The organism is Chryseobacterium sp. CY350 (assembly GCF_027945075.1).
Classification (GTDB): Bacteria; Bacteroidota; Bacteroidia; order Flavobacteriales; family Weeksellaceae; genus Chryseobacterium.
Genome location: NZ_CP116034.1, coordinates 2,264,533 through 2,280,999, shown reverse-complemented (window position 1 = coordinate 2,280,999; position 16,467 = coordinate 2,264,533). Strand labels below are relative to the sequence as shown.

Here is a 16,467-nt window from a genome sequence, read left to right as displayed (position 1 = left end):
TACAAAAAAACCTTAAAAAAATCTCTTTAAGGTTTTATTTTATGAAAAAAATTCTAAATTTTCTAACTCTGAACTGATTTAGTCCTACATATTCCTTCTATATTTCCCACCCACTTCAAACAAAGCGTTGGTAATCTGCCCAAGCGAACAGTATTTCACGGCATCCATCATTACATTGAATAAATTCTGCTGATTGATGGCAGCGTGTTGTAATGTTTTTAAAGCGGCTTCAGATTTATCTTCATTTGATTTCTGGAAATTATGAAGCGTTTCTATCTGAACCTGCTTTTCCTCCTCAGTCGAACGTATTACTTCTCCCGGACGAACCGTTGGTGAACCATCTTTTCCAAGGAAAGTATTTACCCCAATGATAGGATATTCTCCGGTATGTTTCAACCATTCGTAATGCATTGATTCTTCCTGGATTTTTGAACGTTGATACATCGTTTCCATTGCGCCAAGAACGCCACCTCTTTCTGTAATTCTGTCGAATTCTGCATAAACAGCTTCTTCCACCAAATCCGTCAGTTCTTCAATAATGAATGAACCCTGAAGCGGATTTTCGTTTTTCGCCAATCCTAATTCTTTATTGATAATCAACTGAATTGCCATTGCTCTTCTTACAGATTGCTCAGTCGGAGTGGTAATCGCCTCGTCATAAGCATTCGTGTGAAGTGAATTACAGTTGTCATAGATTGCATAAAGCGCCTGAAGCGTCGTTCTGATATCGTTGAAATCAATTTCCTGCGCGTGAAGGGAACGTCCCGACGTCTGAATGTGATATTTCAACATCTGGCTTCTTTCGTCGGCGCCGTATTTCAGTTTCATTGCTTTTGCCCAGATTCTTCTTGCTACACGGCCGATTACTGAATATTCAGGGTCGATTCCGTTGGAGAAGAAGAAAGATAAGTTCGGTGCAAAATCATTGATATCCATTCCTCTTGATAGATAATATTCAACATATGTGAAACCGTTTGCCAAGGTAAATGCCAACTGAGAAACCGGATTTGCACCCGCTTCTGCAATATGATAACCGGAAATAGAAACCGAGTAGAAATTTCTGACTTTTTCTGTGATAAAATATTCCTGAACGTCACCCATTAATCGAAGGGCAAATTCAGTAGAGAAAATACAAGTATTCTGAGCCTGGTCTTCTTTTAAAATATCAGCCTGAACCGTACCACGAACGGTCGCAATTGTTTTAGCCTTAATTTCAGCATAAGCTTCTGCAGGAATAACTTCATCTCCAGTGATACCTAATAATTTTAAACCTAAACCATTATTTGATGGAGGTAATTCCCCGTTATATTTTGGTCTTTCTAAACCTTTGTCGTCGAATTTTGCTTTTAAAGCTTTTTCAACATTCGCTTCAAGCTTATGTTCGGCAATATATTTTTCAACATTCTGATCGATCGCTGCGTTCATAAAGAAGGCCAACAACATCGGAGCCGGTCCGTTGATCGTCATTGAAACGGAAGTCATTGCATTCACCAAATCAAATCCGGAATACAATTTTTTCGCATCATCTAAAGTTGCGATAGAAACTCCTGCATTTCCGATTTTACCATAAATATCCGGTGGTAGAGCAGGGTCTTGTCCATACAAAGTCACGGAGTCAAATGCTGTAGACAAACGTTTTGCATCCATTTCCGCAGAAACGTAGTGGAATCTTCTGTTGGTTCTTTCTGGTCCACCTTCTCCGGCAAACATTCTTGTTGGATCTTCTCCGGTTCTTTTGAAAGGATAAATTCCGGCTGTGTAAGGAAATCCTCCCGGAAGATTTTCCTGACCTTTCCATTTAATCAAATCTCCCCAATCGGTATATTTTGGTAAAGAAATTTTTGGAATTTTTAAATGAGATAAAGATTCTGTTGAGGTTTCAACTTTAATTTCTTTTCCACGAACGAAATAAGAATAAAACTCTGCTTTGAAAGCCTGTTTCGTATCATCCCAATTATTTAAGAAATCGATGTTTTCCTGTTGAAGATCTTTTTCGGCTTTCTGATATTCAGCATCCAAAGTTTCATTAGAAAAGAATTTTTTCACACCTTCAATATGATACATTTTTCTTGCTAATTCTGCCTGTTTTTCAACATTCGCGTCGTAAATTCTATTATTTTCAACAATTTCTGATAAATAACGAACTCTTTTTGGAGGGATTATCGTTATATCTTCAGAAACTTCTTGTTCAACAAAGCCTTGCAAGTTTAAATCAGAAAACTTATTATTTACTTTTTCAACTAATCTATTGTATAAATCAGTTGTTCCGTGGTCATTAAACTGAGACGCTTTCGTTGCATAAACCGGCATATCATCCAACGGACTTTCCCACAACAAATGGTTTCTCTGAAACTGTTTTCTTACGGCTTGAAGTGCGTCTAAAGCACCACGTTTGTCAGATTTATTTAAAGCAACCAAATCTGCATAATCCAACATATCGATTTTTTCCAACTGTGTCGAAGCTCCGTATTCTGGAGTCATTACGTACATTGAAACATCTGCAAAATCTGAAACCTCAGAACCTGATTGACCGATACCCGAAGTTTCCAGAATAATTACATCCGGATGAGCCAATTTTAAAACATTTAATGCTGAATGAATAAACGGCGAAACAGAAACGTTATTTTCTCTTGTCGCCATCGACCGCATATAAACTCTCGGATCATTGATCGCGTTCATACGGATTCTGTCTCCCAATAATGCGCCTCCTGTTTTCTTTTTCGAAGGGTCAATTGAGATAATCGCAATTTTTTTATCTGTATTGGAGCGTAAGAAACGTCTTACCAATTCATCTGTCAATGAAGATTTTCCGGCTCCACCTGTTCCTGTGATTCCAATAATCGGAATGTTTAAATCTTTTGATTTTTCGTCAATGGCTTTTACCAATTCAGGTTTTTCTTCCGAGAAGTTTTCAACTGCAGAAATAATTTTTGCAATGCTGGTTGAATTTTCAAAACTGATAGAATCTAAATCTTCAGCTTTAACGTCTTTTCCAGTTGGGAAATCTGATCTTTTCACCAAATCATCAATCATTCCTTGTAATCCAAGTTCGCGACCATCGTCCGGAGAATAAATTCTGTCGATTCCATACGACATAATGTCTTCGATTTCTTCCGGCAGAATTACACCGCCGCCGCCACCGAAAATTTTGATTTGCGGAGAGTTTTTCTCTCTTAAAAGGTCGTAGATATATTTGAAATATTCGTTGTGACCGCCTTGATAAGAAGTCAGGGCAATTGCATTTGCATCTTCCTGAATCGCTGTGTTTACCACTTCTTCAGCCGATTTGTCGTGACCAAGGTGGATAACTTCGCATCCTGTTCCCTGGATCACACGACGCATGATATTGATGGCCGCATCGTGCCCGTCGAATAACGAAGCTGCGGTTACAATTCTTACTTTGTTTGTTGGAGTATATTTTTGGGTTTCCATATTGATTGTAGAGAATTTCTAAGTTTTCAAATATAACAATTTAATAAAAACTTATTTTAATTATTCAATATATTGATTTTGAAGTATTTAATTAAAATTTTTAAAATTTATATTTCCTGTTTTAAGTTTTTTAAAAATCTTTGTCTTTCATTGAGATTAAAACGCAATGGCAGACAAAGAACTTAAATAGGCTATTGTACTTAAGATAAACTAAGGCGTTTTACTTATTTTTCGAAATACAAGTTTGAAATGAATAAAATAAAAGAATAGTTCTTATTTAATTTCAATAGTTTTCTTTCAGATTAAAATTCGTTATTTTTGCGTCATATTAAAATAGTATGCAGAAAGCACTGATGTATTTCGCACTGGGAACGGTTCTTAGTTTTGTGATCAATTATTTTTTCATCAGCAGTGAAAATATTGGTTTAGATATTTTTTATGCGATTGCTTTCGGCTTAGCGTGGGGTTTGTCTTACTACCTTGATACGCCGAAATTTACTTTAGTGCAAAAGTTACTGAGTTCTTTTGCGGCAATGGGAGTTTTGGTTCTCGTGGGCTCATTCATATTTAATCTGGAATTGGCCATTCCTGCTATTCTAAAATTTTCTACGGTTTTTGTAGCGTATTATTTAATTGCAAGTTTCCGGACTAATAAGTCTCTTCGCAATTAATACCACTTCAGATATCGTTCTTCGAAAACTGTAATTTACTATTTTAATCTGATCATATATATAGATGCAGATTTATAAAGTTTAAATAAGTTTTCACAATCTAAAATTAATTTGTACCTTTGCACACCCTTACGGGGAAAATTATGTTTAATCTTTAACTAAAACGTGTGAATACATTAAGTTACAAAACTGTTTCAGCGAACAAAGCTACTGCAAATAAAGAATGGGTTGTAGTAGACGCTGAAGGACAGCCGTTAGGAAGACTAGCTTCAACGGTTGCAAAGATTTTGAGAGGTAAGCACAAAGCAAACTTTACACCTCACGTAGATTGTGGTGATAATGTTATTGTTTTGAATGCTGGGAAAGTAACACTTTCCGGAAACAAGTGGGCAGACAAGACTTATATTTGGCATACAGGTTATCCTGGTGGTCAAAAGTCTTTAACGGCAACTGAACTTCTTGCAAAAGATTCTTTAAAAGTATTGGAAAAATCTGTAAAAGGTATGCTTCCAAAAACAAGATTAGGATCTGCTTTGTTCAAAAACCTTTATTTATATGAAGGAACTGAGCATAAGCACGAAGCTCAACAGCCGAAAACAATTAATGTTAACGAATTTAAATAATTAATATGTCTATAGTTCACAAAATCGGAAGAAGAAAAACTTCTGTAGCTAGAGTTTATTTGAAGCCGGGTTCTGGTGTTATTACAGTAAACGGTAAAGAAGCTGCAACTTATTTCTCTACAGACGTAATGGTTTATAAATTAAATCAGCCGTTCATCCTTTCTGAGACTGTTGGTCAGTATGACGTTACCGTAAATGTTTTCGGTGGTGGTAATACAGGTCAGGCAGAAGCTATCAGATTAGGTATTTCTAGAGCGCTTTGCGAGATCAATGCTGAGTTCAGATTAGCTTTGAAACCTGCAGGTTTACTTACAAGAGATGCAAGAATGGTAGAAAGAAAGAAACCAGGTCAGAAAAAAGCAAGAAAGAGATTCCAGTTCTCAAAACGTTAAAAAAGCGTATGGCTATTGGCTTATGGCGGATAGCTTTAGAAAAATTTTTAAAAAATTATTTTTTAACCCAAGCTGGGAAGCCAGTTGCCAAAAGCAATCAGCCAAACAGCAACTTTGCCCGTTACGTTTAGCATCCAAACACTTCTCCCATCTAAAGAAGTTGTTGATTGTTTAAGAAACGGAAAGTAAACTAACAAAAACAGAAAACATGGCAAAAGCAAATGTAAAAGACCTTCTAGAGGCTGGTGTACACTTCGGTCACATGACTAGAAAGTGGAATCCAAATATGGCTCCGTACATTTTTATGGAGAAAAATGGTATTCACATTGTAGACTTACATAAAACAGCTGTTAAATTGGATGAAGCGTGCAGCGCTTTAGAAAAATTAACTTCTGCAGGTAAAAAAGTTCTTTTCGTAGCTACCAAAAAGCAGGCGAAAGAAGTAGTTGCTAAGCACGCTGCTGAACTTAATATGCCTTATATTACAGAAAGATGGCCGGGAGGTATGTTAACGAATTTCGTTACAATCAGAAAAGCTGTAAAGAAAATGAACTCTATCGACAAAATGAAAAAAGACGGTACGTTCGAAACTTTATCTAAAAAAGAAAGATTACAGGTTGACAGACAAAGAGCTAATTTAGAGAAAAACTTAGGTTCTATCTCTGACATGGTGCGTCTTCCTTCTGCTATCTTCGTTGTAGATATAATGAGAGAACACATCGCTGTAACTGAAGCTAAGAAATTAGGGATTCCAGTTTTCGGTATTGTTGATACAAACTCTGATCCAAGAAAAGTAGACTTCGTTATCCCAGGAAACGATGATGCTTCAAAATCTATCGATATGATCTTAAACGTAGTTTCAGATTCTATCAAAGAAGGTCAGTCTCAAAGAAAAGCTGATAAAGAAAAATCTAAAGAAGAAGGAGAAGTAGTATCTGCTGATAAAGATGCAGATTTCGACGCTGCTGCTGAATAATTGAAGATTTATCTTTGAAATAAAGAATCCGCTAAACTTGTTTTAGCGGATTTCTTATGTTTAAACCATTTTAATCAGAAAGCTTTACAGAATAAGAATCTGAAATAATTTTTGATGTTTGGTAAAGCGAGTTACAAACCATAACCGACAGTTTGTACGCTTGGTTCTTAGGTACCATTACAGAGCCAATCTTGCCTTTTCCAATAGGTATTTTCTTTAAATAATTGTTACCACTAACCGTTAAAACCATATTACACTGTGATGTGTTTTCAACAGTTAAAGCTGTTTTGCGGTCTTCTGGAGATTCCCCATTTAACAGATAGGTGAGAATATCTGCAGTTTCCGATTTATAATTCTTTAAAACTTCCTGATATTCTCGTTCATTGTTGGCTGCCGAATTTGCAGCCGGATAACTGTTGTTGGTAGAACCACAACTTTTCATCAGCAATATTAATAGCAGGCATTGAAGTGTTTTCTTCATCCTTATCTTTTCTTTTTCTTCTTTGCTGCTAAGTTACTTTTTTTTGTTGGTGATTTTGTATTTATATCCCTACCTGGTTTTATATCGGCATCAGAATCTTTTTCTTCACTAAATTTCTTCACCTCAGGATTATTGATTACAATTTGCAGATTTTTTCTGATTTGCTTTTGCGATGCATATTTTACGTCACAAACATTAGCTGATAGTGCATAATCATCTTTTTCTACAATTATAAAATTTTCGTCATGAGAAGGAACTGCCAGATTGTAAAACTTTTTACCATTAACCTTTAAAACCAAATTACAGTCAGAGTTATTTCTAAAGAGCAAAATGGCTTCTTTGCTGTTGATATCCTCGTTTAGCATGGCGTTGAGCAGCTTTACAGTCTTATCTTTATGCTCCGAAGAAGTCTCAGACATAATTCTTTTAAACTCATCAGAATCTTTATTGATAAGACTATTTTTAAAATTTTGAGGAATTTCTGTCACGACAGGACGAATTACCATAGGTTTTGCAGTGAGCGCACCTTTAGTCCACTCTTTATTTTTGAGAGCGATCAGTTTAGATTGTAAGATGTGCTTTTTGGGATCTTCGGGGTGTGCTTTTTTCAAATATTCTTCAATCTCGGTAATGTTTGTGTTTTTTAAAATATCGTCATGATTACCATTTTGGGTTGTGCATGACAAAGTGAGAGAGAAGAATAAAATGATGAGGGAATTTTTTTTCATCAAATTATTGTGTCTTTTTAATTAATTCTAAATTTTATGTATGTTATAGTTTTTCCTTTAGCAGAAAATAATTCTTCGTAATAGGTTTTTATGTCTCGTAAATGCGGTGTATTTGGGTCGTACTCCAAGGCTCCATAAATGTCATGATGGGCCGAAATTATTTCGTAACCGGCACCTTGAAGATAACCTAATGTATATCCGTGCAAAAATTCTGAGTCGGTTTTCAGATGAATAATTCCGCCAGGTTTCAGGAATTTCTTGTAGCGCTCAAGGAAGTCGGGGTGGGTAAGTCTGTGTTTTGTACGCTTGTATTTTATTTGCGGATCCGGAAAAGTAATCCAAATTTCATCAACTTCATTTTCATCAAAAAAATGGTCTACCAATTCAATTTGAGATCGCACAAAAGCCACATTGTTCATACCACTGTCAAATGCTTCTTTTGCACCAAACCAGAATCTTGCACCTTTGATGTCAATTCCGATAAAGTTTTTTTCAGTAAAAGTTTTAGCAAGTCCTACCGTATATTCACCTTTTCCACAGCCTAATTCTAAAACAATAGGCCTTTCATTTTTAAAGAAATCTTTTCTCCAGTTTCCTTTGAGTTCAAAACCGTTGATGGCTTCTTCTCTGGTTGGTTGAATAACGTTCGGTAAAATTTTGTTCTCTGCGAATCTCGCTAATTTGTTCTTGCCCATTTCTAAAAATAAAATCCCGCAAAATTAACGAAAAATTTAGACAGTTCGCTGAAATTAATTTTTAAAAGAGACAGTTGAAAAAAGCAGGCTTTTTGAAGCGATTTACTTTGAACTCCCAAGAGCAACCATCAAAGGTTTTTGAATTGTTTTTTGTGAAGCATACTGAGCGCCGCAAACAATACTGGTCAACAGATAGTCGCCTTTTTGAATTACAAGTGAATTGTCGCCATGCGCAGGAACCGGAAGTCTGTATTTCGTAATTCCTATGCCTTCTATTCTCACAATAATATTACAGTCAGATTTGTTTTCGATCATGATTATGCATTCTTTGGCGTTGGGGTCATTATCAAAGAGTGAATTTAAGATTTTTACGGTCTTATTCTTATGCTCCATCGGATTATCTGCCATCAGCATATTAAATTCCGAGGCTTCTGTATCGGCAATCGCTGTTGTAGCCTTTGCAACTGCAGGTGATGCTTCAAATACATTTTTAGATGAACTTGGAGTATAAACAACGGCAGCCTGGCCCACTTGTAATTCTCTCTGATATTTTGCGATCTGCTTTTTCTTGATGATAGCGTTCATCTCGTCAAAAGTAATTTTCGTAGATGGTTTACGCTTTAACATGGCAAGCCAATCTTGCATCTGTTTAACTTTTTGATCGCCGGGAGTTGCATTTTTTATATATTCTTTCATCAGATCCATCACTTTTGGTTTCAGTACCGATCGTCTGGGATCGTCCGGATGTGCGTCTCTCAGGAAAGCATTAATCTCATAGATATTTTTGCTTTTTAAAATATTGCTGTAATCCTTGCCTTTTTTCTGGGCTGAAAAACAGGTAAATAACAATGTAGTAAAGATTAGAAGAAATTTTTTCATTTAATATTACATTAAGGCGATTGAAGACAGTTTCTCTTCAAATGATTTTTTTGTTCTGACGGAATTGTGATTGGTTATCAGCGATAAAATTAAACATTATTTTAAAGAATGAAATAGATTGACTATTAAAATTTTAACAGAATACTAAAAGCAAAATCTTTATATGACTAAATTTTACTTTATAACATCCTGCAGGTGTGAGTTTCTCAACCTTCGTTGGTAGATCGGGATATATTTTTCGATCGGAAGTTTTATCGCTTCAAAATTATTGGTCTGTACAAAAACTTCAATGTTTTCTGAAGTATAAACGAATTGCAGGAAATTGTCAATGAGATTTTCAGGAATTTTAAATCTTGTGAAATAATCTTTTCCGAGGTAATTTTTTATTTGCGTCACAGAATTAGTCATCCTTTCATACGCTACATATCGCTGTTTTTTCTTTCTTTCGCCAGATAGAATATCAAAAATACTTTCTAAACTAAATGTAAGACCCCCATCTCTGAAACCAGCTACCGGAAGTTCCGGAGGCGTTCCATCACCTTTAGGTTCCGGAAGACCGATTACTTTTTTTAGGGCATAAGCTTTATCTTCTTTTCTTAAAGAATTGACATCGTATCTCAGATTTCCGGTCGGGCGGAAACGGCTGATTACCACTTCCTGTATGTCATGATATGCAACTTTTAGCTCGACCAAATTTCGGTTATTAAAACTTTGCGGCGTGAGCTTAAAATCTTTTCTTTCTGTAACTATCGATGTAAAACGTATTACATCTTCAGGATTTGCCTGGATGCTGAAGTCTCCGTTGTAATTGGTAAGAACTGTTTTGTACGTCGTAAGGTTGGTCACATATACCTGATTAAGATACAAAACAGAATTGTCTCTTAAAAACACCTGACCCGAAAAAATCTGTGCATTAATTTTAGCTAAAAAAATCAATAACAAAAGCGTAATTACTTTTTTCATATAATCTGCAAAATTACACAAGAAAAGCATCATTATCAGAATTACGTATTACGAATCTGGTTAAAATTATATTAAAACTTGTATTTAAACTGTTAATGAATGTTATAAAAATGAATTGCGATCTGAAAGTACATTTATTTATCCCATAAGTTGTCATTTCTATTTTTCACCAAAAGCCAGCTGCTGTATTTTACGGTGGTAAGATTTCCAAATTCTGTCCATGAAATAAAATACCAGTAGGTTGCAGTCGATACAGGTCTTCCTTTCATTTTGCCATCCCATGTAAAATTGTTTGAAGGTGAACCTCTGAAGAGTTCTGCCCCATAACGGTCAAATATTCTGAATTCCAGATTGTCTTTACTCATTAATGCAGAATAATCTATATCATCATTGTGGCCGTCACCATTTGGTGTTATCGTATTGATGAGATCGATAATAACGAATACTTTTTCTACAACATCACATCGCTGAGAATCTCTTACATATATCTTGTGATTTCCACGTTGTACATTATAAAATACGTTCGAGCTTTGCCATGTATTATTATCCAACGAATACTCGTAAGGAGGAGATCCGCCTGTGACACCTATCGTTACGGTAGTTCCGTTGATGTCAATTGATGTAATTACGGGTAATACAGATTCAGAAACATTAACAAATTGCTTATAAATACATCCGTCAAAAGTTAATTCTACCCAATAATTTCCGGCAATAACATTGGTGATCGATGGAGTAGTGGCACCAGTACTCCAAAGGTAAGCTGTAAATCCGGGTCCGGCATCTAAAGTTGTGGTAGTTTTAGGGCAAATCAGTTTGTCAGTTAAAATATCAGATTTTTTAGGTGTTTTAAGAGTTACTCTTAACGTTGCGACATTCGGACAAAATCCTGCCTTTTCAAATCTTATGTAATACGTTTGAGTTCCTGTAAGGTTTACTGCGCCGTTGATGGGAGCTGTATCATTTTGGGCATCGGCAAGAGTTGCGTGATAAGTAACTGTTACCAAGGGATCTGTAGTAAACTGAGGAATAAATTGTGCAAGATTTACAGGTTTTATTCCATCAAGATCATCGTCACAGAAAGTCGTTACCAAAGAAGTTGTAAGCAAAGGCAATCTTGTACCAACCGTAAAATTTATGGGTTGAATTACGGGTGCGCAGCCATTCGGAGAATCTACTCTAATGTATATCGTAGTGTTCACCGCATAGCTCCAGTTATTGGGAAGCGTATTATTATTTCCTAAATTTGCGTCTGCCAGCAATGCGTAATAGCGTACGTTTGTGAAGAATGTAGGATTATTCAATATGAGTTGGGTAATATCTGATAAAACTACATTAACGGTTCCATCAAGATTTTCATCACACTGAGCTCCAAAATTTCCTGGTGTAATTACTGCCAGATTGAATAAATTAAGAGTAATCTCTGCAATGTTTTTACAACCTGTAGGATTTTTAACGACAACGTAAACAATGGTTCCGTTGGGTGCAGAATGACTTGTAGGTACGAGAATCTGTCCTGTAGCATTTTCTGTCTGTGCTGCCACCAAGCTTGTGTAGTAGGTTTTAACGACTGGGGTATTTGTAGTTACATTCGCTGTTGTGAGATTAAATACGCCTACACCATTTACATTACATACAGTCAGTGTTGTATTGGTAACTGTGACAGGCTGAATATTGATTGTAACGGTTACACTCTCGCAGTCCGGAAATTCCGGGTCATTACCACAAAAAGTAAAGGTGAAAGTATCTGTTCCGCCAGCCGCAGGATTGGTAGCTGTGTAGGTGATAATACCGTTTGTTGTATTAATTGCTGCTGTTCCTAAAGTTGGTGCCGCTGTAATTGCCACGGTAGAAACTACAGGAGTTTGTAAGGAAGTTGAAAATGTCGGCGTAATAACTTTAGTGTCACAAATATCATAACTTACCGCTGTTTGTTTTAAACAGTTTAAAACTTTATACTGTGCAGTCACTAGTGGAGCGCAACTTCCCATCGTCACAGAGCAGGTGTAATATCCGGATTGTGTCGGGCTGTAAGAAGTTCCTGTTGCGCCGGTGATCAGCACTCCGTTTCTGTACCATTGATACGTTTCGTAAATTATCGGGTCGACTGTCAACACAATTCCCGGTGCACAATCTCCACCGGATTTGATGATTACCGGCTGTGTAGCAAATCCTGCAAAAAAACCTCCGTATCCTACTGCATCACTTCCGGCGGTAATTCCGGCGGTAATTGCTTTTGAAGAAATGACTGTAATTGTTCCTGTGGTATTCGGGATTCCGTAGGTTACCCATGCCGTAAGACCTGTCATATCATAAGGTCCTGTTGTGGCAGGAGGTGTTACTCCATTTACTGTAACAGTTGCTCCTCGTTCAGTTATTAAATTTAGTTTGGTTGGAATATTTAAAATCCCCGACGGGTTTGCATTTGAGTGAACAAAATTTTCATTAATAAATCCTATCTCATTAATCTGTTTTGGAAGGTAACAACTTAAAGCCGGTATAAAATTGAATCCCCCAGTGGCAACTTCAGTTCCGCTTACAGAATCTCCAGCCAAAAATTGATAGACATAAGCATTCTTGGTCGTTCTGATGTACATGTTGTAATGAGTCGTTCCCTGAAGTTGATATTTGTTGTCCGGAACTATATAATATTGTCCTGTATTGAGCGTAATGGCTGGTAAGCCTTCATTATTCAGGAATACCTGAGTGTTATCCTGAGTTGCAATTACCAACGCGCCCTCCATATTGCTGCCGATACTTCCGTTTCCTTTTACAAGAGCAAACTGAGTTCCCAACTGCTCAACCGGCACCGACTGATCCATCAGAATGTCTGAACTTAAAGGCACGTTCCCCGAGTACTGACCGTTGAAATTACCATTAGTCACGTTAATAGCTTTGTCAGCAGTTATTTTTGCACCGATAAATCCATCTAAATTGCCAGCAATATTTCCTATACCGTCGATGATATAGGATTGTCCTTTATTTAAAATAAAAGTAATCGTGGGATTGGTTGCTCCCGTAGTTCCGTTAGAAAATTGCACTGTAGGTTTGTAACCTGTAACCGTGACGGTGGTGTTGTCTTCGGTCGCCAAAACGCTGGCCATAAAGTTAAGAATAGAATTGCTCACGGTAATGGGAGCATTGGCTACAAAAAAGTTTTTGCCTGTGGATGGTATTCCTTTGGAAGTAATAATCTCGGCATGATTATAAACCGAAAATCTTAAGTTAGCGTAAAATGGAAAATCAGCTTTTAGATAAAGACCTTTTGTCCCCGGAGTGAAAAGATCAGTCTGCAGGGTTGTGATGATGTACGATCTTAAAACGTCAAATTTCTGAGGATTGTTTTTACTGATTGTCACGGTTCCTATCACCACGTTATTGTTGTAAATGGTTACAGCAAAAGGTGTTGTACGATTTGTGGAAAGATATAGATTCTGATAAGGATTTGGGTTTCCTGTTCTGTCTACCATTGGCGCAAACCAATGTTCTCTATCCAACTGTGCGAAGGAAATAGAGAATATGTAAAAAATAAGAAAAAAAGATAAAATTTTCTTCATTCTGCATTTGATTTTATCACAAATTTAATAATAATATACAATGAATCATTTAAAAATAAACAAAAAAACCACGATTTTTGATCGTGGTTTAATCTTATTTAACAGAAAGACATTTATTCCCTGTTTTTCACTAAAATCCAGCCAGAGAATTTCATTGGCGTTTTGTTTTTATTTTCGTTCCATGTGATGCTAAACCAGTAATTTCCGGTAGAAACTTTTTTGGTTTTATTAATCGTGCCATCCCATTTGTATCCTGTGTCTTTGTTACCTTCAAAGATTTTAACTCCGTATCGGTCAAAGATTGATAAAACTAAATTAGGCTTATTGGCGAGCGAAGAATAATCTAAAACATCATTTACACCGTCACCGTTTGGTGTAATTACATTCACAATATTCGGAATCGTAACTGTTACTTCAATAGGCGCACAGCTAAAACTATCTCTCACATAAACGGTAATATCCCCTCTTGTAAGATCAGTGAAGACATTAGAATCTTGCCATTTTACATTATCAATTGAATATTGATAAGGAGCTGTACCGCCAACCACAATTACGGTAATATCATTATTTGTAATTTCGATCGTAGAAATAACAGGCTGTTTTGTAGGGTAAACGTTCAATGTCTGACGTGTAGTGCAGTCTCCGGTTCTCAGATCGACCCAATATGTACCTACCGTCACATCTGTAATAACTTGTGTAGTTGCACCGGTACTCCAGCTGTAACCATCAAAACCGGTTCCTGCATCTAAAGTTGTTTTGTTTTCGATACAGATTTCTTTATCAATTAAAACAGTAGACTTTATCGGCGCGAGAACGATTAAGGTAATGACTGCTACTCTGTAACATCCGTTTGCGTTGCTTACTCTTACATAAACGACACCATTTGGCGCAATATAATTTGCAGGGGTAAGAATTTCATTGGTTTGATTGTTGGCATCTGTCAATGAAGGGTAATATTTTTTTGTAACACCTGGCTGTACTGTAACACTGGCGTTAGTAAGGTCAAATTCTCCGGTTGCAATATTGCTTTCTAAGAAACATGTTCTTATCGTTGCATTATTTACGGTTGGGCTTTCGGCTATAGTAAGCGTAAGCGTGATTTGCTCACAGTCTATAAATTCTGGAGCATTTCCGCAGAATTTATAAATAATTGTATCTGTACCTGCAAATCCGAAATTCGGAACGTAGCCGATCACTCCTGTCGTAGGATTGATAATGGCTGTTCCGTTGGCAGGCGGTGTAATAATCTGAACTGTACCCGGAACAAATGTCTGAGTAGAAGATGTAAATGCCGGAACAATATTTAAATAACCTTCACACACTGTTTTTGCAGCTGTAGATTCTTTTAGACAAGTAAATACTTTATAAGGCGGAGTTGTTGCCGGCGGGCAAGATCCTACTGTGATTCTTACCGTATAATTTCCAGACTGCACGGGAGTAAATGAGTTGCTGTTTGCTCCCGGAATAGGAACGTCATTTCTAAACCACTGATACGTGTCATAACTGTCATCAACTTCCAGAACCAACCCCGGAATACAAACTCCGGTTTGTTTTGCAATTAGCGGAATTGATGAGAAACCTGCAAAATATCCTCCATATCCTGAAGTGCTGTATCCTCCGTTAATCCCGGCAGTGACCGCTTTATTTGAGCTGATCGTTAAATTACCACTTACACTTTCTAATGCATAAGTCACCCAGTTCGTATTTCCTGTGACAGGATATGGGCCTTCTGCAGCAGTTGGAGCTACATTATTTACAAGTACTGTTGCACCAACTTCTGTAAGAATGTTCAGTTTCACCTTAGTTCCTGAAGGTGTTGCGCTGGCTCCTCCAGCTCCCGTCGGCATTTCGTTGATTTTTCCGATCTCATCGATTTTTCTAGGTAAAAAACAATTCAATGGTGGTATATAATTGAAACCACAAGTAGCGTTGCTTCCGTCTACAGAAACCAATTGATACAGGTAGATGTTTTTTGAACTGCTGATAAACATATTTCGATGAGTTCCACCTTGTAAAATGTAATCACTTCCGGATATTCTGTACCATTGTCCTGCATTGAGGGTTGCTGCAGGGGTAGCGGCACCATTTAAGAAAACCTGTGTGTTGTTTTCGGTTGCTACAACGATTCCGCCTTCAATGTCAGAAGCATTGGGAGATCGGCTTTTTACCATCGCAAAAGTATTTCCAAGCCTTTCTAAAGGAACCGACTGGTCTAAAATAATATCTGCACCCTGACTGCTCGCAGCTCCAAAATTTCCAAGTACATTTCCGTTGGTAAGGGTAATTGGTTTGTCGGCAACGATTTTAGCTCCTATAAAGCTCTGCATATTTAAGGCAGGGCTTCCTGCTCCAGCAAAAATAAACGACTGTCCTTTATTAAGCGTAAAGGTGTGTGTATTTGTAGTAGGCGTTGCTCCGTAAAAAGATACGGTGATGGTATTGCTCCACGTAGCTGTAACTGTCGTATTATCTTCTGTAGCTAAAACTCCCGCAGTGAAGTTGTTTCCGGTACTTACAAAGGGAGACGGTGTGTTGGCAACAAAGAATTCTTTACCGATCCCGGCCTTTCCTTTACTGGTTAAAATTTCGGCGTGAGTGGTACTGCTGACGATTCTTAATGTACAGTAAAAAGGTTTTTCACCATTAAGGTATAAGCCTTTGTTAATTACCGCAAAACCTTCAGAAGTGCTTGTTGCAGAAATATTAGCAGCAGATACAATGTACGTTTGCGGATTACCTTTGCTGATCGTTACTGTGCCTAAAGCAATATTGTTGCTGTAAACAGTTACCACGAAAGGAGTAACAGAATCTGTTGACAAATAAAGAGATTGTGTTACACCGGAAGAAGCATAGAAGGGAGCTATCCAATGCTCTGTATCTCTTTGGGCAGAAACATTGATGCCCGTCATCATGAATAGAAAAATAAGTAGAAATTGTTTCATAAGCGTAGAATTAGGATTTTTACAAAAATAATGTAAAAATCAATATGTTTTGAGAAAAATTTCAACATATTCTTGCAAATGTCAATGAAAATAGCCACAACTTGCTGTTGTGGCTACTTTTTTAATATGGT

Annotated in this window: 12 protein-coding genes; 4 read left to right on the top strand and 8 right to left on the bottom strand. The window is 37.0% G+C overall.

The features are described 5' to 3' along the window. Positions 1-84: 84 nt before the first annotated feature. Positions 85-3,432, bottom strand: coding sequence for a methylmalonyl-CoA mutase family protein (locus tag PGH12_RS10510; protein WP_267599381.1), 3,348 nt, complete (start codon positions 3,430-3,432; stop codon positions 85-87). A gap of 338 nt (positions 3,433-3,770) precedes the next feature. Here PGH12_RS10510 and PGH12_RS10505 point away from each other — a divergent pair, with 338 nt between their 5' ends. From PGH12_RS10505 to rpsB, 4 genes are all read left to right on the top strand, one after another. Beyond that, positions 3,771-4,103: a hypothetical protein gene (locus tag PGH12_RS10505; protein WP_267599382.1), complete on the top strand. Its 333-nt coding sequence runs from the start codon at positions 3,771-3,773 to the stop codon at positions 4,101-4,103. Positions 4,104-4,270: 167 nt separating this feature from the next. Beyond that, the gene (gene rplM / locus PGH12_RS10500) at positions 4,271-4,726 is read left to right on the top strand and encodes a 50S ribosomal protein L13 (RefSeq protein WP_267599383.1); all 456 of its coding nucleotides are present in this window, start codon (positions 4,271-4,273) and stop codon (positions 4,724-4,726) included. Between the two features lie 5 nt (positions 4,727-4,731). After that, on the top strand, positions 4,732-5,118 hold the full coding sequence (gene rpsI / locus PGH12_RS10495) for a 30S ribosomal protein S9 (protein WP_267599384.1): 387 nt from the start codon (positions 4,732-4,734) through the stop codon (positions 5,116-5,118). A gap of 208 nt (positions 5,119-5,326) precedes the next feature. Then, positions 5,327-6,094 (top strand): 30S ribosomal protein S2, encoded by a 768-nt coding sequence (rpsB, locus tag PGH12_RS10490; protein ID WP_047445142.1) that lies wholly within the window; start codon positions 5,327-5,329, stop codon positions 6,092-6,094. A 70-nt stretch (positions 6,095-6,164) separates the two neighbouring features. Here rpsB and PGH12_RS10485 read toward each other — a convergent pair whose 3' ends face one another. The 7 genes from PGH12_RS10485 to PGH12_RS10455 form a co-directional block, all read right to left on the bottom strand. Next, positions 6,165-6,575 (bottom strand): DUF6759 domain-containing protein, encoded by a 411-nt coding sequence (locus PGH12_RS10485; protein WP_267599385.1) that lies wholly within the window; start codon positions 6,573-6,575, stop codon positions 6,165-6,167. A gap of 2 nt (positions 6,576-6,577) precedes the next feature. Beyond that, the gene (locus tag PGH12_RS10480; protein ID WP_267599386.1) at positions 6,578-7,303 is read right to left on the bottom strand and encodes a DUF6759 domain-containing protein; all 726 of its coding nucleotides are present in this window, start codon (positions 7,301-7,303) and stop codon (positions 6,578-6,580) included. A 17-nt stretch (positions 7,304-7,320) separates the two neighbouring features. Continuing rightward, on the bottom strand, positions 7,321-7,998 hold the full coding sequence (gene trmB, locus PGH12_RS10475) for a tRNA (guanosine(46)-N7)-methyltransferase TrmB (protein ID WP_267599387.1): 678 nt from the start codon (positions 7,996-7,998) through the stop codon (positions 7,321-7,323). 102 nt (positions 7,999-8,100) lie between these two features. After that, positions 8,101-8,877 (bottom strand): DUF6759 domain-containing protein, encoded by a 777-nt coding sequence (locus PGH12_RS10470; protein ID WP_267599388.1) that lies wholly within the window; start codon positions 8,875-8,877, stop codon positions 8,101-8,103. A 174-nt stretch (positions 8,878-9,051) separates the two neighbouring features. After that, on the bottom strand, positions 9,052-9,840 hold the full coding sequence (locus tag PGH12_RS10465; protein ID WP_267599389.1) for a hypothetical protein: 789 nt from the start codon (positions 9,838-9,840) through the stop codon (positions 9,052-9,054). A 134-nt stretch (positions 9,841-9,974) separates the two neighbouring features. Then, positions 9,975-13,394, bottom strand: a complete 3,420-nt coding sequence (locus PGH12_RS10460) for an FIDD domain-containing protein (protein WP_267599390.1) — start codon at positions 13,392-13,394, stop codon at positions 9,975-9,977. Positions 13,395-13,507: 113 nt separating this feature from the next. Continuing rightward, entirely contained in the window at positions 13,508-16,336 is a 2,829-nt protein-coding gene (locus PGH12_RS10455) for a T9SS type B sorting domain-containing protein (protein WP_267599391.1), read from the bottom strand. Positions 16,337-16,467: the final 131 nt, after the last annotated feature.